The following is a 15,086-nucleotide window of genomic DNA, read 5'->3' on the forward strand; positions in this document are numbered from 1 at the left end:
TTCTCGCCTTCGCGAGTAAGAAAATCTGCATCCGTCGCTGTAGACATCCGCGTTGGGTGGGGGTAGAGTTTCTGACATCGCAAGGGACGGATCCACGAGGGCAGCGCAGTACGAGCACGACGACGAACTGCCCGGACGAACGTGGACTGCAAGCTGGAAGTGAGAAGTAGGCAGAAGGTCGGACTGCCGCGGCCAGTGCGGTTGCAGGAAGGGCCGGGGCGGTGGACGCGCTGCCATTGCACGAAGTCGGCACAGCTGTCGAGGTGCCGACGTACGAATAAAAACGGAAAGGAGTGTTGAACGCCATCAGGATCGCCCGTCGCCGGCCGCAAGGCGCCGCACGGGTACCGCAGCTCCACGAACAGGACGGTGGTCTACGGTCACGCTTACGCGATCCCCGCATCCCGCCCCGACGGGCCGGCAGATGCGGAGCAAGTGAACCGGCCTCAAAGCCGGTGGATGGTGTTAAACCTCATTCGGGCCCCGGCGCAGCATGGCGCCGGGGCCCCTGTCCGCGTTCGGGAGGTTGAATGGATCGAACCCACCAGGCATTGGCCACCACCTTCAGGCGAGACCGGCCCCGCCAGAGCGACGAGCCGGTCGGCGCCTCAGGTGACAGTCCCGAGCTCCGGCTCGACGACGAGGACTACCCTGCCTACAGCATGGGCCGGGCCGCCGAGATTCTCGGTGTCACCCCGGCGTTCCTGCGCAGTCTCGGCGCCGCCAAGCTGATCGAGCCGCTGCGCTCGGAGGGCGGCCATCGCCGCTTCTCCCGCTACCAGCTGCGCCTGGCCGCCCGCGCCCGCGAACTCGTCGATGCCGGCACCGCCCTGGAGGCGGCCTGCCGCATCATCATCTTGGAAGACCAGCTCGCCGAGGCCCTGCGCATCAACGAAGAACTTCGCCAACGCCACACAGTACCCAACTGACCACACCCGGCGCGGTCCGCCCGGCCGGCGCCCACGACACCCCGGCCGACGCCTGCGACAGCGCGCGACGACGAACTCTCACCGTTGCTCGCTGTCCCGCCGTGCTCCTTCACCGGCCGAGGCGTCGCGTCAGGAGGTCGCGGCCGCGCTCATGACGCCTGTGCTGCCCGAGTCGCCACAGCGCGCCAGCCGAAGGCGACGGCCCCGGTCAGCAGCACCACCCCGGACAACACGCCGCTGACGAACGACACCCAGGCGACGGCGTCCGTCGACGCCAGTACCAGACCCACGGCGCCGAGCAAGGTGAGAACCACGCCGGGTACGGCGATGCTCCAGTCCTTCCAGATCGGCGCCAACGCGATGAAATGCACCCCCACCACCAAGGCCACCCATCCCACGTTGGCCTGCTCAGGTCGTCCCAGGGCGGCCAGCATCCGGAGCCCGCCGAAGAGCAGGATCGCCTCGGCGGCGACGACGATCAGGTAGCCGCGGCTGAACATGTTCCGCTGCCGCCCCGCGGTGGACGGCTCTCTCCGGGCGGAGACGAACCACATGCCGATGACGCTCGCGGCCGCCAGGCAGGCGGCTGCCCGCAGCAGGTTGACGGTCACGGTGTTCAGCGGACTCTGCGCGTTCACGATGACGAAGACCGCGCCGAAGACCGCGCCGACCAGTAATCCATTCATTCGTTGCATGACGTCATTGAAGTGCGCCCCGGATTGCGCCCGCAGGGGGGCTGGGGCGAGAACATGGTCGGCTTGGCCCTACCTCACTGTGCCGCGCAGGTAAGCGAGCACCGCCAGCACCCGCCGGTTGTCGTCAGGGGTCTCGGGCAGCTCGAGCTTGGCGAACACGCTGGCCACGTGCTTGCCGACGGCCGCCTCTGTGATCGAGAGGGCGCGCGCGACGGCGCTGTTGGAGCGCCCCTCCGCGATCAGAGCGAGCACCTCCCGCTCGCGGGCACTCAGCCGGTGCGTGGGTTCGTCGACCTCCCTGGCCCTGTCCCAGGTCCGCTCGAACAGGTCGATGAGGGCGGTGAGGAGACTCTGCTGCCTGATCACCAGAGTGCCCGGCGCGTACGCGAAGGGCGTCATCCGCAGGAACGCCACGGCGCGGTCGAAGATGAGCACCTGCTGAATCGGCTCGTCGACGATCCGGTGCAGGTCGCCGGAGGCATGCAACTGCCTGATCCGGGCTGCCTTGCGCGGGTCGTCCATCACGCTCATGTGGATGATCGTGCGCATCCTCATGCCACGCTCCAGCGCGTCGAGTACCGCGCGCCTGCTCTTGTGCTCGTCAGAGCCCTTGTCCATCGCGCCCCAAGGGTGCATGGCCCGCAGCTCGCCGGCCGCCGGGACCACCTCCGCGATCCGCTGCCGGACGAGCGCATCGTCATCGACCCGCTCGACGTCGACGGGAATTCCTCGTAGCTCGCCCACCACCCCTTCCAGGCGATTCATGAGCTGGTTCAACGACCCGCTGTCGTCCACGTGCCTCCCTCATGTCCTCTCGCTCACCGCCAACATTCTGACCGATGCACTGCTACGGGCGCGGGCGTGGTGGCGAGAGCGGCCGGCAGGTTTCAGGCGCCGGCGCCGCCGTCCACCGGCACGATCGCGCCGGTCACCATCGATGCCCGGTCGCTGAGCAGCCACGCCGCCACCTCGGCGACTTCGCGGGGCTCGGCCATCCGTCCGAGCGGGATCGATCCCTTCACGTGCTCGACGATGCCGGGGGTCGCCGCCTCCCACGCGTCGATCATCTCCGTGGCGGTGCCGCCGGGGGTGATGCCGTTGACCCGGATGCCATCACGAGCCCAGCTCACCGCGGCGGTCTCGGTGATGCTGTTGAGCGCACGCTTCATGGCGCCGTATGCGGGTAGGGCGGGGTTCGCGCGGCGGCTGCCGATGCTCGAGGTGTTGACGATCGCCCCGCCACCGTTCCGTCGCATGAGTGCGGCCTCGGCGGTCATGGCGGTCCAGTGCGCCCGGAAGTTCACCGCGAACTGCTCGTCGACGTCCTCGTCGCTCGTGGTGTCGAGCGGGCCGGGGTGCTGGATCACCGCGCCGTTGTTGAACGCGCCGTCGAGCCGTCCGTGCAGCTCCTCGACGCGGTCGACCGCCGCGCGGATGCTCGCACGGTCGGCCAGGTCCAGGGTGACGGCGTCGGCGGCGCCGCCCTCGGCGCGGATCTCGGTGACGATCCGCTGCAGGGCGTCGGTGCTACGGGCGGCGAGCACGACGGCGGCACCCTCGCGGGCGAAGAGCCGGGCCGCGGCCGCCCCGATGCCGCGGCTGGCGCCGGTGATGAACACCACCTTGCCGGTGAGCAGGCCGATGGGTGCGATGTCGATGTTGTTCGTCATGACGACAGTGTCGGGTCGGCCACCGGACCGGATGCAGGCACAGGCAGTACCAGGATCTGTCGCCGCACAGCGTGCACACTTGCGATATGGACAAACAGGAACTCGGGGCGTTCCTCCGCAGCCGTCGCGAGCGGCTCCGGCCGCAGGACGTGGGCCTGCCCGCGGGCCCGCGACGCCGGACCCCGGGGCTTCGCCGTGAGGAGGTGGCGGTCCTCGCGCACATCTCCACGGAGTACTACGTCCGGCTTGAGCAGGGCAGGGCGCCGCGACCGTCGGGCGAGGTCCTCGCCGGGATCGCCGGCGCGCTGCGGCTCACGGACGCCGAGTCCGATCACCTCCACGTCCTCGCCGGTACGGCGCCGAGCCGTACCGGGCTGCATCGGCGCGACGTCCGCCCGAGCATCCTCGCGCTCCTCGAACGGCTGCCGCAGACGGCCGCCATCGTCACGTCGGCCGTGTTCGAGGTGCTCGCGTGGAACGACCTCGCCGCCGCGCTCATGGAGGACTTCGCCGAGCTCGCGCCCAAGGACCGCAATCTCGCGCGCCGGGCATTCCTCACTTCGGCACGTGCCGATGCGACGCCGTACGGCATCTCCGACGCCGCGGAGTTCCGGCACCACGTCGTCATGGGGCTCCGGTCCACCCTCGCCCGGTACCCGTCCGACCCCGCGGTGACCGAACTCGTCGACGAGCTCCGCGACGCCAGCCCCGACTTCGCCCGCCTCTGGGAGCGGCACGACGTGCACGCCGCGCCGACGCTGACGAAGACGTTCCGTCACCCGGTCGTCGGGGAGATCACCGTCGACTGCGACTCGCTCACGCTCACCGACCGCGACCAGCGCCTCGTCCTCTACAGCGCACCGCCGGGATCCCCTGGCGCCGACGCCCTGGCTCTCCTGCCCGTCCTTGGAACCGAGTACATCAAGGCGAGCAGGTCACTCTGACGGAGGGGCGGGAACGCGCGCGATCGGCGTGATCGGCACCGGCTGTTCGTTCGAGTTCGACGCCGTGGTGTGTTCGTCACTGGTGGGGTCGGTCCCTCCTTCGTGGCGTCTTCTGATTTTTTTTCCGGTGGTGGTGTCGGATGGCGTCGAGCGCGTTCGTAGCCAAGGTGAGAGACCGGCAACGGCCGGTCGCCACACAAGGGAGGCCCACGATGTCCGTCCACACCACCGTCACCACCACCGCTCCCGCTAAGCCGCTGATCATCGGCGGCCTGGCCGCCGCGGCCGTCGCCGCCGCGGCGACCGCGGCCGTCGCCGCGGCGGGTGACTTCGCCGGGATCAGCCTCGCTGTCGGCGGCGTGCCGATCCCGGTCTCCGGATTCGCCCTGCTGACCGTCGTCTTCTCCGTGGTGGGCCTGGTACTGGCCCTGGTGCTGGCCCGCTCGGCCCGCCGCCCGCGCGCGGCGTTCGTCCGCATCACGATCGTGCTCGCCGCGTTGTCGCTGGTGCCCGATGTGCTCGCGGACGCGTCCGCGGCCACGAAGGCGCTGCTGATGCTGACGCACGTGGTCGCCGCCGCGATCGTGATCCCGGCCGTCGCCCGCCGCCTGTCCGCCTGATCCTTTTCGAGCAGTTCGCCGTGAAGCAGTACCCAACGGCACGACCACGATGACGGACGGACCCGAACGAACCGTCCCGCGGACGCGACGGACGCGCCCGGGGCGGAAGACCGGAGATGGGACGACAAGGAGCGTGCACACCGTGGACCAGGAGAACGTGAGCGCCACACTGACCGTCGCCGTGCCCGCCGCGAAGGTGTTCGCGGTGCTGGCGGACCCGACGACCCATGCGGCGATCGATGGCACCGGCTGGGTTCAGGAAGCCGCCGACCGGGCGCCGCTGACCGAGGTGGGGCAGATCTTCCGGATGGACATGCACTACGCCAAGCACCCGGACGGTGACTACAGGACGGCCAACCAGGTCGTGGTGCTCGACCCGCCGCGCGCCATCGGCTGGCTCGCCGGGTACGAGAAGGACGACGGTCAGCTGGAGCTCGGCGGCTGGATCTGGCGTTACGACCTTACGCCGCTCGGTCCGTCCGAGACTGAGGTCACCCTCACCTACGACTGGTCGGCGGTGCCCCAGTTCCGCCGGGAGTACATCCGGTTCCCGCCGTTCGGCCCCGAGCATCTGGCCAACTCGCTGCACCACCTCGCCGAGCTCGTCTCCGGCGGGTGATGTCGTCGACCAGACGACCATCCTTTCGCCGTGGTTCGCAGTCCGTGTCCACACCCGATCAACCGCGTTCGAGGAGAGCAGCATGGCCGCTACCTACACCTTCGACGTCTTCACCAGCCTCGACGGCTTCGGCGCCCACAGCGGCGACTGGGGCGGCTACTGGGGCAAGCAAGGCCCCGAGCTGCTCGACCACCGCCTCGCCTTGTACGACAAGGAGCAGCGGATGGTCTTCGGAGCCAACACGTATCGGGCACACGCGCAGATGCTGGCCTCGAGCACCGAGGAGTCCGAGGCTCGTGACCCATGGGTCACCCGGATGAGGAATCTGCCGGCAACGGTGGTGTCGACCACGCTGCGAGGACCGCTCGACTGGCCGGACGCGACCGTCGTGAGCGGCGACGCCGTCGACATCGTCGCCCGGCTCAAGGAGGAGTCCGAGGTGCCGTTGCGCTCGCACGGCAGCCTGTCGCTGAACCGGGCGCTGATGGCCGCCGGTCTGGTGGACCGTGTCCAGGTGACGCTCTTCCCTGTGATCACCGGTCGGACCGGAGCGGACCCGATCTTCCAGGGTGGGGCCGACTTCGACCTCGAGCTGATCGAGAGCCGGACGCTCGACGGCCACACCCAGGAGCTGACGTACCGGCCCACTCTGCATGTCTGATTCCGTCCATGCGCGGGTGTCCTGGACCGACGTTCAGACCTTGAGGGGACCGCTCAACCCCGGAGTTTCGCGTTGAGGCGGGCGGCCTGCCGGGTGAGGTGGTCGCGTTCGGGGAGGTTCGGCGCTGATTGGGCGGCTTCGGCGTAGAGCCGTGCCGCGGTCACCAGGTCACCATCGCGCTCGTGCAGGTACGCCGAGACCGCGGTGTGGCGGGGCAGGGACGGGTCCAGCTCCGCCAGGGCGGCCAGGCCGGCCCGCGGGCCGTCGGCCTCACCGACCGCGACGGCCCGGTTGAGGCGGGCCACCGGGTTGCCGGTGAGGCGGACCAGCTCGTCGTACCACTCGACGATCTGCACCCAGTCGGTCTCCTCGGCCGCGCGGGCGTCTGCGTGCAGCGCGGCGATGGCGGCCTGGGCCTGGAACTCACCCAGCCGGTCGCGGGCGAGGGCGGCCTGCAGCACGTCCACGCCCTCGGCGATCAGGCGGGTGTCCCACAGGCTGCGGTCCTGCTCGGCGAGAGGGACGAGCCTGCCGCCGGGAGCCGTGCGTGCCGGCCGCCGCGCGTGGTGGAGCAGCATGAGCGCGAGCAGCCCCGCCACCTCCTCGTGCCTGGTCCTGGCCGCGAGCTGGCGGGTGAGCCGGATCGCCTCGGCGGCGAGGTCGACGTCGCCGGAGTACCCCTCGTTGAAGACGAGGTAGAGAACGCGCAGCACCGTGGCCACGTCACCGGGCTGGTCGAACCGGATGGAGGAGACGGTCCGCTTGGCCCGGCTGATGCGCTGGGCCATGGTCGCCTCCGGCACGAGGTAGGCCTGCGCGATCTGACGCGTGGTCAGGCCGCCGACCGCGCGCAGCGTCAGAGCGACGGCCGAGGCCGGGGTCAGGGACGGGTGCGCGCACAGGAAGTACAGCTGGAGCGTGTCGTCCGCCATCTGGCCCTGGCCGGGTACGGGCTCGGCCTCGACGAGCACCTCGCGGTGCCGCCGGGAGGTGTCGGCGCGGGCCGCGTCGAGGAACTTGCGCCACGCCACGGTGACCATCCAGCCCTTGGGGTCGCGCGGCGGGTCGTCCCGCCACACGCGTACGGCCTCGATCAGGGCGTCCTGCACGGCGTCCTCGGCCGCCGCGAAGTCGGCTCCGCGACGGACGAGGACGCTGATCACCGTGGGGGTGAGCGTCCGCAGCAGGGACTCGTCCACCGTTCGTCACTCCGTGATGGTCGGGGGCTCGGACAGGAACGGGCGCACCTCGAGCCACTCGTGGATCGGCCTGCCACCCGCGCCCGGGGCCGCGGACAGCTCCGCGGCCAGTTCGAGCGCCCGCTCGTAGCTCTCGACGTCGATCATCATCCAGCCGGCGATCAGGTCCTTGGTCTCCGCGAACGGGCCGTCGGTGACCGGCGGACGCCCCTCGCCGTCGTAGCGGACGAACGTGCCCTCCGGGGAGAGCGCCTGGCTGTCCACGAACTCACCGGTGCTCTCGAGCCGGGCGGCGAAGTCCCGCATGTACTGCACGTGGGCCGTGACCTCCTCCGGCGTCCACTGGTCCATCGGCACGTCGTTGACCGCTGCCGGCGCGCCCCGGTAGTGCTTGAGGAACAGGTACTTGGCCATCGTGTTCTCCCTTGAGCGGTACGGCCATTGTGGCCGGTGTTCACTGCGGGGACGGAGTCGCGCGCGGGTTCTCGACATCCCGCCGTGAATTCTTCTGCGGCGGCTGTGTGCGCGGGTCCCGCTCAGGCGCTCCGGCGTTCTTCGCGCGCCCGGACGAGCTCCTCGACCGCGCTCGGCAGGGTCGTCTCGAAGTCGATCAGCTTGGCCCACGTCGGGGTGACCACGATCCGCACCATGCCGTCGTAGAGCGAACGCACCTCCGCCTCCCACTCGACCCGCTGCTCGGGCGTCATCTGGTAGCTGCCGTTCATCTGGAGGTACTCGTCCGGGATGCCGTCGACGACGTCCAGCTCGGCCCGGCCGCGAATGAGCAGGATCTTGGGCGGGTGCGCCTCGGTGTCGATCGTCAGGGCGACCGCCGGGTTCTCGCGCAGGGCCGGGAGCTTCGGGGCGTTCTTCGTCGTGCACATGACGATCTGCGAGCCGTTCCAGGTGAACGCGATCGGGATGTTGCGGGGGGTGCCGTCCTTGGCGATGTAGGCGAGGCGGGTCAGGTCGCGGGCGAGCAGCTCCTGGCTGATCGGCCGGTTCAGGATCTCGTCGATCTCGTGCGGGATCATGGTGGCTCTCCTCCGTCCGCGGCGGCCCGTGGTGGCCGCTGATGCCCCTGGGACGGAGCCGGGAGAGCATTCTCGACATCCTCAGCGTGCCGAATCTCCTGCCTGGTTCGTCTCCGGAAGGACGCCCAGGGCCTGGCGAATGCACACGGCAGTCACCCGGTCCTAGGCGGGCGGCGCCGGGTCGTCGGTGGTGATGCGGGTGCCGATGTCCTCGCCCTCGCAGATCGCCCGCATGACGCCCCGCGCGGCGACGTCGAAGACGTGCATGCGCAGGCCCCGCTCGTTGGCGAGCACGAACGCGCTCTCGTCCATGACCCGCACCCCGGCCGCCAGCGCCTCCCGGTAGGTGAGGGTGGTGAAGCGTTCGGCGTCCGGGTTGAGGTTCGGGTCGCTGTCGTAGACGCCGTCCACGCCTCGCTTGGCCACCAGCAGGGCGTCGGCGTCGAGTTCGAGGGCTCGCTGCACGGCGGGATAGTCGGTGGTGACGTACGGCTGGCCGATGCCGCCGGCGAGCAGCACGATCAGGTCGCGACGCAGGTGCCGGTCGGCGCGCAGCCGGATGAACGGCTCGGCCACGCTCTGCATGGGCACGGCCGTCATGACCCGGACGTCCGTCTCCGAGCGGGCGGTCAGCACGCCGCGCAGCATCAACGCGTTCATGACGGTGCCGAGCATGCCGATGTTGTCGGCCTCGGCCCTGCCGATGCCCCAGCCCTCGGCCATGCGCCCGCGGAAGTAGTTGCCGCCGCCGATCACCACGGCGATCTGCACGCCGAGGTCGTGGACCGAGAGGATCTCGTCGGCGAGCTGGGCCAGGCTCGCCGGGTCGGTGCCCCAGCCGGCCTCTCCCGAGAGTGCCTCGCCGCTGAGCTTGACCACGACACGTGAGTAACGACGCATGCCCGCGATCCCTTCTGCGGTCGCGCGCTCGGCGACCCGATCAAGAGTACGCGCACACCGTCACACGGCCGGTACGCCGACCGTCCGGTCGCCGCTCGTCTCCCCCATGAGCTCGAACCCGAGCCTGCGATAGAACCCCTCGGGCGCGCCGTCCGCGGATGCACGTGGGCCTCGGCCGGCGACTTCACCACCGACGTGACACAGGTCAGGCATCATGTACGGACCCCGCGACAAGGCGGGAGACGACCGTCTCGGCGGGCCTGCCGAGCACGGCCTCCAGATCGGGGGTCTGCCGCTCCAGCTCCCCCGCCCGGATCCGGCCGTTGATCCAGCTCATCGGGCCGGGGCCGGTGTCCGGCACCTCGCGGTAGGCGACGCCCAGGGCCTCGGCCACCTCGGGGTGGCTCCAGAGCGGACCGGTGAAGTCGTAGGCGCGGCCGAGGTGGGCCCGGCTCTCCAGCACGTTCGCGGCGGCCTCGGCCAGGTCGGAGCGGAACGCGGTGTTCAGACCGCGGCCGGCGGTGCTGCTCATGAGCTCCCCGCCGGTGACCCGCGGTAGGAAAGCGTCGCTGTAGAAGGGGTGGCGCAGGAACGTGTACGGCAGGCCGGTGGCGAGGATGGCCTGCTCCGTCGCGTGATAGGCCTCGGTGAGGCCGGTGGCTGCGGTGTCGGCGCCCAGGAAACTGGTGAAGGCGATGCCGCCGACGCCGGCGTCCGCGGCGGCGGTCACGGCGGCCAGGTGCTGGGCGATCCTGCGGGGGGTCTGGAGCTCCGGGGAGGAGATCAGCAGCAGGCGCTCGACCCCCTCGAAGGCCGCGCGCAGGCTCGCCGGGTCGTCGTAGTCGCCGCGCCGTACCGGGACGCCCGCCGGGGCGCGTACGGGATCGCGGACCACCGCCACCACCTCCGCCCGCGCGCGTAGACGGTCGATGACGAGGCGGCCGAGCGCGCCGGAGGCGGCCGAGACGGCGATCACTGTGAGCAGACTCCCTCAGGAAACGGTCGCTCCAGTGCACCCCCACCGGCGGCCCCGCCGCCACTCATTTTCCGCGCGCCGCCGTCACCGCTCCAGCGCCAGCTTTACGCCCAGCCCGACGAAGATGCCGCCCGTGGCGACGTCGATGCGGCGGCGGGCGGCGCGGCGGTGGCGGAGCCAGCCGCCGATGCGGCCCGCGAGGACGCCGACCGCGCCGTCCACGAGGAACTCCAGCGCGATGAGAATGACCCCGAGAATCGCGAACTGCAGCCACACCTGGCCCAGGCCCGGGTTGATGAACTGCGGGAGGAAGGCGATGGTGAAGGTCACCATCTTCGGGTTCAGCAGGTTGGTCATCAGCCCGCTCAGGTACGCCCGCCGCCCCGTGATGCTGCCGCCGCCCACCGCCACGTCCATGGGGCTGTCGTCGCGCTTGCGGATGGCCTGGACACCCAGGTGGATCAGGTACGCGGCGCCGGCGATGCGCACCACGGTGAACGCGACCGGCACCGCCTCGAACAGCGCCGCCAGGCCCGCGGCCGCCACGGCGACGTGGATGGCCTCGCTGGTGGCCACGCCCGCGGTGGCGAGCAGGCCGGCCCGCGGGCCGCCGCGCATCCCGCATCCCAGCACGAACAGCATGTCCGGCCCCGGTGTGATCATCGCAATGATCGTGGTGACGCTGAAGAGTGCGAGAAGGTGGGGGTCGATAGGCATAGTCGAATTCTCCCATGGTGTCGAAAAGTGCGACTGGTAGGAGGAAAAAGGGCGTGACATCAACCTGGGACGAGGCGTTCGCGCGTCGATATGCGGAATGGTCGGGCCACATGGCGGCCGACATCGCCTTCTACGTTGCCCTCGCCAGGGAGGCGGACGGGCCGCTCGTCGAGCTGGCGATCGGGAACGGGCGGGTCGCCGTTCCCGTCGCGCGGGCGACCGGGCGGCAGGTCATCGGCGTCGACCTCTCACCCGCGATGCTCGAACAGGCCCGCACGCACGCCGCCGAGCAGGGCGTCCGGCTCGACCTGCGCGAGGGCGACATGCGCGAGCTCACCCTGGAGGAGCCGGCGGCACTGGTCTACTGCCCGTTCCGGTCGCTGCAGCACCTGCCCACCTGGGCCGACCGCCGCCGCGTCTTCGAGCGGGTGGCCGCGGCGCTGCGCCCGGGGGGCCGCTTCGCCTGGAACGCCCTCGCCTTCGACCACCACATCGCCGCCCGCTTCGACGGGACGCGGCAGTCGGAGCCGGTGCCGCACACGACCCGCTTCGCCGTGGGCGACAACCGGATCGACCTCGTGCTGGACGACGGGGCGACGAGCTCGTCCTGGTGGGCGACGAAGAACGAGTGGCTCGGGCTCATCGACGTGGCGGGGCTGGAGGTGGAGGCGCTGTACGGGGGGTTCGCCGGCGAGCCGTTCACCGAGGACAGCCGCGAGTACGTGTTCGTCACCCGCAGGCCCGCCCGGTAGCGCCTTCACCGCGCATCGCGGAGAACGCCATCGGCCGTCCGACCAGGCCGAGCGTCACCACGGGTGAGCCGTCCATCGCTACACGCCTGCCCGGACGCGGCGCGCACCCAGGCGGCTCCTGAGCTTGCCGATCAAGTAGCGAGCGTCACGGCCCACTCCGCGCAGGCTGTTGGAGGCCGGGTTGCGCTGCCACTCCAGGCCGAGGAAGCCGAGTCCTGGGTGGGTGGTGGAAAGGCCCCGGTCATGGCGCGGGTGGCCGCGCTCGTCCAGGGCCCCAAGGCCGTCGAGGTAGCCGAGTTGCGGCCGGTATCCGGTGGCCAGCAGCACCACGTCGGCGTGCTCGCGACCGCCGTCAGACCACACGACCTCCTCGCCGTCGAGGCGGGTAAGCATCGGGCGCCGGTCGACCCGTCCTTCGCGCAGCGCCTGGCGGTAGCTGCCCTCGTCCAGGACGGGGCCGGTGGGCGGAGAGGTGACCAGGCGGGCGGGCAGGCGGTCGAAGCCGGTGACCTTGAACCAGAAGTGCACGTCCTTGCCCAGGGGGCGCTGTTCGAGGAAGCGGACCGGCTCGCGGGTGGCCAGCGTCACCGTGGCGATCTCGGCGAGTTCGGCGGCGATCTGGACGGCGGAGTTGCCGGCGCCGACCACGATGATCCGCCTGCCCGCGTACGGCTCCGGGTTCTTGTAGCCGGCGGCGTGCAGGAGCTCCCCGGCGAAGCCCTCCTGTCCTTCCAGGCGGGGCACGTGAGGGTTGGCGAACGAGCCGGTGGCGGCGATCACGGCGGGCGCGTTCAGCGTGGTGCCGTCGGCGAGCCGGACCGTGAAGCGCTCGCGGTCGGCCCGCACGTCGGTCACTCGGGCACCGGTGCGGATCTCCACGCCCCGGCGGGCGAGGTCGCGGGCGTAGCTGGCCAGGTAGGCCACGACTTCGTCGCGGTGCGGATAGCGGTCAGGGCCGCCCGGGAAGGCCATGCTCGGCAGAGCGCTGTAGCGGGCCGGGCAGAACACGGTGAGGCTGTCGTAGTAGTGCGGCCATGAACCGGTGGCCTGCTCGCCGGCTTCCAGGACGACGGGGTCGAGCCCGGCGTCCAGCGCGGCGCGGGCGGCGGCCAGGCCGGACTGGCCGCCACCGATGACAACGACATCGAACGCGTCTACGAGGGTCATGGCCCGCTATCATATCTTCAAATCCAGAAGTGACAATATTATGTGGACGGGGTGATGCTATGACCATGAGCACGGACGGGGTCGAGCTGACCGAGGCGGCGCGCGGGTTCCTCAAGGCGCTGGCCAGCGACACCCGCCAGCAGATCCTGACGCTGTTCGCCGGCGGGATCGAGCTGACGGTCAACGAGGTCGCCGAGCGCATGAGCCTCGCCCAGTCGGCCACCTCCACCCATCTGGCGACCCTGCGCGACGGAGGGCTGCTGACCTCCCGGCGGGAGTGGAAGACCGTCTACTACCGGGCGGACCCGGCTCGCATCGGACGGGCGTTGAGCGACCTGCAGGTCTCCTTGCAGGCATGCTGCCCGCCCGCCGACTGCTCCCCGGGCGCCTGCGGCTGATCCCGGTCCGGCCGGTCAGTGCGGATCCAGGACTCCATCCCGGGGAGCGACAGGCCGAGCCGGCAGGCAGCTTTGGCCTCCGCCGCACTGGGCATGGATACACCGCTCTGATTAGATCAAAGTCTAATTTGACATTTCTCTAATCAGAGGGCACACTCCAGGCTACTTAGATGAATATCAAAGCAAGGATGTGACGATGCGCTTCCTGTCCCGCCGCCGACTTCCGCGGACCGTCTCTTTCGACGAGGCCACCGGCCGCATCTGTGACCGCACCTGCCGAGCCGACGCTGCGATCGAGCGCGCTCGCATCGCCGCCTTGATGGCCCGCTGAACCCCGACAACACCCCGGCGCAAAAGGAAAGATCATGAGTGGTGGATGTTGCGGCCCTGCGGCCGCTCCCGTCGAGCAGTCCGGACCGCGGGTGCGAACCACGCCCCGGCCGCACGGCCTTGCCCCGGAATTCGGCGACCTTCCGGTCGTGGTGATCGGGGCCGGCCCTGTCGGGCTGGCCGCCGCCGCGCACCTGGCTGAGCGCGGCATGGAGTTCGTCGTACTGGAGGCGGGCGAGCAGGTGGGCGCCTCGGTCGCACAGTGGGGCCACGTGCGCGTGTTCAGCCCGTGGAAGTTCGACATCGACGCCGCTGCCCGCCGGCTGCTGGAAGCCACCGGCTGGACGGCGCCCGATCCCGACTGGCGGCCCACCGGCGCCGAGCTGATCGACGCCTACCTCGCCCCGCTGGCCGAGCTCCTGGGCGACCGCGTACGCACCGGCGCCAAGGTAACCGCCATCAGCCGGCTCGGCCACGACAGGGTGCGCACCGACGGCCGCGAAGGCGTCCCCTTCCTGGTCCGCCTGGACGGAGGTGAGGAGCTGCGTGCCCGTGCGGTCATCGACGCCTCCGGCACCTACAGCACACCCAACGTGCTCGGCGCCAGTGGCATACCCGCCCACGGCGAGGACACAGTGCTCGCCGACCACGCCCTGCCGGACGTGCTGGGCGCCGACCGCGAGCGTTATGCGGGCAAGCACACCCTGGTCGTGGGCGCGGGCCACTCGGCGGCCACCACGCTGCTGGCCCTCGCCCAACTGGAGGACACGCCGATCACCTGGGCCATCCGGGCCGGCGGCGCCGCCCGCACCTACGGCGGCGGCGCCGCCGACGCGCTCCCCGCCCGCGGCGCACTCGGCACCCGCCTGCGCGCGCACGTCGAGTCCGGCCGCATCACCCTGTTGACCGGCTTCTTCACCCACGCCGTCACCACCGACGGCCGACAGGTCACGGTGATCAGCCGCGATCCGTCCGGAGCCGAGAAGACCGTGACCGTCGATGCCATCGTCCGCGCCACCGGCTACCGCCCCGACCACTCCATCGCCTCCGAGCTGCGCCTGGACCTGGACCCGATCCTGGGCTCCACCCGTGCCCTCGCCCCGTTGATCGACCCGAACGCCCACTCGTGCGGCACCGTGCCCGCCCACGGCGTCGACGAGCTCGCCCACCCCGAGCCCGGCTACTACGCCGTGGGCGTCAAGAGCTACGGCCGCGCGCCGACGTTCCTCATGGCCACCGGCTACGAGCAGGTCCGCTCGGTCGTGGCCGCGCTCGCCGGCGACTGGGAGGCGGCCCGCGACGTCCGACTCGAGCTGCCCGAGACCGGCGTGTGCTCCTCGAACCTGGCCGAAGCGCAGGAGCAGCGGGCCGGCCTGGCCACCGGGATCAGCGGCGGCCTGCTGCTCGCACCGTTGCCGCTGGTCGGCGTGTCCGCTGCCGAAGGCGGCGGCTGCTGCGGCTGACCAGGCCCGACG

19 protein-coding genes are annotated in these 15,086 nt (G+C 70.9%); 9 read left to right on the forward strand and 10 right to left on the reverse strand.

Going from position 1 to position 15,086, the window contains the following annotated elements; translation table 11 throughout:
• Window positions 1-662 precede the first annotated feature (662 nt).
• Window positions 663-929, forward strand: coding sequence for a MerR family transcriptional regulator (locus MTP10_RS01405; protein WP_310707522.1), 267 nt, complete (start codon window positions 663-665; stop codon window positions 927-929).
• A gap of 149 nt (window positions 930-1,078) precedes the next feature.
• Here MTP10_RS01405 and MTP10_RS01410 read toward each other — a convergent pair whose 3' ends face one another.
• The 3 genes from MTP10_RS01410 to MTP10_RS01420 form a co-directional block, all read right to left on the reverse strand.
• Entirely contained in the window at window positions 1,079-1,624 is a 546-nt protein-coding gene (locus MTP10_RS01410; RefSeq protein WP_310707084.1) for a hypothetical protein, read from the reverse strand.
• Between the two features lie 69 nt (window positions 1,625-1,693).
• Window positions 1,694-2,419: a LuxR C-terminal-related transcriptional regulator gene (locus MTP10_RS01415; protein WP_310707085.1), complete on the reverse strand. Its 726-nt coding sequence runs from the start codon at window positions 2,417-2,419 to the stop codon at window positions 1,694-1,696.
• Between the two features lie 92 nt (window positions 2,420-2,511).
• Window positions 2,512-3,294 (reverse strand): SDR family oxidoreductase, encoded by a 783-nt coding sequence (locus MTP10_RS01420; RefSeq protein WP_310707086.1) that lies wholly within the window; start codon window positions 3,292-3,294, stop codon window positions 2,512-2,514.
• Window positions 3,295-3,380: 86 nt separating this feature from the next.
• On the opposite strand from MTP10_RS01420, the gene MTP10_RS01425 reads away from it, so the two are divergent.
• From MTP10_RS01425 to MTP10_RS01440, 4 genes are all read left to right on the forward strand, one after another.
• Complete coding sequence (locus MTP10_RS01425; RefSeq protein WP_310707087.1) at window positions 3,381-4,238, forward strand: helix-turn-helix transcriptional regulator; 858 nt, start codon at window positions 3,381-3,383, stop codon at window positions 4,236-4,238.
• A gap of 212 nt (window positions 4,239-4,450) precedes the next feature.
• Complete coding sequence (locus MTP10_RS01430) at window positions 4,451-4,858, forward strand: DUF6069 family protein (protein WP_310707088.1); 408 nt, start codon at window positions 4,451-4,453, stop codon at window positions 4,856-4,858.
• 133 nt (window positions 4,859-4,991) lie between these two features.
• A complete protein-coding gene (locus MTP10_RS01435; RefSeq protein WP_310707089.1) occupies window positions 4,992-5,477 on the forward strand; it encodes an SRPBCC domain-containing protein in 486 nt (161 codons plus the stop codon).
• Window positions 5,478-5,559: 82 nt separating this feature from the next.
• Window positions 5,560-6,138: a dihydrofolate reductase family protein gene (locus tag MTP10_RS01440; RefSeq protein WP_310707090.1), complete on the forward strand. Its 579-nt coding sequence runs from the start codon at window positions 5,560-5,562 to the stop codon at window positions 6,136-6,138.
• A gap of 53 nt (window positions 6,139-6,191) precedes the next feature.
• Here the strand turns inward: MTP10_RS01440 and MTP10_RS01445 are convergent, their stop codons facing one another.
• The 6 genes from MTP10_RS01445 to MTP10_RS01470 form a co-directional block, all read right to left on the reverse strand.
• Complete coding sequence (locus MTP10_RS01445; RefSeq protein ID WP_310707091.1) at window positions 6,192-7,337, reverse strand: DUF6596 domain-containing protein; 1,146 nt, start codon at window positions 7,335-7,337, stop codon at window positions 6,192-6,194.
• A 6-nt stretch (window positions 7,338-7,343) separates the two neighbouring features.
• A complete protein-coding gene (locus MTP10_RS01450) occupies window positions 7,344-7,751 on the reverse strand; it encodes a YciI family protein (RefSeq protein WP_310707092.1) in 408 nt (135 codons plus the stop codon).
• Window positions 7,752-7,873: 122 nt separating this feature from the next.
• Entirely contained in the window at window positions 7,874-8,371 is a 498-nt protein-coding gene (locus tag MTP10_RS01455; protein ID WP_310707093.1) for a pyridoxamine 5'-phosphate oxidase family protein, read from the reverse strand.
• A 162-nt stretch (window positions 8,372-8,533) separates the two neighbouring features.
• Entirely contained in the window at window positions 8,534-9,271 is a 738-nt protein-coding gene (pyrH, locus tag MTP10_RS01460) for a UMP kinase (protein ID WP_310707094.1), read from the reverse strand.
• A gap of 205 nt (window positions 9,272-9,476) precedes the next feature.
• Window positions 9,477-10,247 carry an NAD(P)H-binding protein gene (locus MTP10_RS01465; protein WP_310707095.1) on the reverse strand — a complete coding sequence of 257 codons (771 nt, stop codon included), beginning with the start codon at window positions 10,245-10,247 and terminating at the stop codon, window positions 9,477-9,479.
• Window positions 10,248-10,331: 84 nt separating this feature from the next.
• Complete coding sequence (locus MTP10_RS01470) at window positions 10,332-10,964, reverse strand: LysE family translocator (protein WP_310707096.1); 633 nt, start codon at window positions 10,962-10,964, stop codon at window positions 10,332-10,334.
• A 53-nt stretch (window positions 10,965-11,017) separates the two neighbouring features.
• Here MTP10_RS01470 and MTP10_RS01475 point away from each other — a divergent pair, with 53 nt between their 5' ends.
• Window positions 11,018-11,716, forward strand: a complete 699-nt coding sequence (locus tag MTP10_RS01475; RefSeq protein ID WP_310707097.1) for a class I SAM-dependent methyltransferase — start codon at window positions 11,018-11,020, stop codon at window positions 11,714-11,716.
• Window positions 11,717-11,794: 78 nt separating this feature from the next.
• Here the strand turns inward: MTP10_RS01475 and MTP10_RS01480 are convergent, their stop codons facing one another.
• Complete coding sequence (locus MTP10_RS01480; protein WP_310707098.1) at window positions 11,795-12,883, reverse strand: NAD(P)/FAD-dependent oxidoreductase; 1,089 nt, start codon at window positions 12,881-12,883, stop codon at window positions 11,795-11,797.
• Between the two features lie 65 nt (window positions 12,884-12,948).
• Here MTP10_RS01480 and MTP10_RS01485 point away from each other — a divergent pair, with 65 nt between their 5' ends.
• The 3 genes from MTP10_RS01485 (at window position 12,949) to MTP10_RS01495 (ending at window position 15,074) form a co-directional block, all read left to right on the forward strand.
• Complete coding sequence (locus MTP10_RS01485; protein WP_310707099.1) at window positions 12,949-13,281, forward strand: metalloregulator ArsR/SmtB family transcription factor; 333 nt, start codon at window positions 12,949-12,951, stop codon at window positions 13,279-13,281.
• A gap of 196 nt (window positions 13,282-13,477) precedes the next feature.
• The gene (locus MTP10_RS01490) at window positions 13,478-13,612 is read left to right on the forward strand and encodes a hypothetical protein (RefSeq protein WP_310707100.1); all 135 of its coding nucleotides are present in this window, start codon (window positions 13,478-13,480) and stop codon (window positions 13,610-13,612) included.
• A 148-nt stretch (window positions 13,613-13,760) separates the two neighbouring features.
• Window positions 13,761-15,074: an FAD-dependent oxidoreductase gene (locus MTP10_RS01495; RefSeq protein WP_310707101.1), complete on the forward strand. Its 1,314-nt coding sequence runs from the start codon at window positions 13,761-13,763 to the stop codon at window positions 15,072-15,074.
• The last annotated feature ends 12 nt before the right edge of the window (window positions 15,075-15,086 follow it).

The sequence above is a fragment of the Nonomuraea sp. 3-1Str genome (assembly GCF_031570565.1).
In the GTDB taxonomy this organism is placed as follows: Bacteria; Actinomycetota; Actinomycetes; order Streptosporangiales; family Streptosporangiaceae; genus Nonomuraea.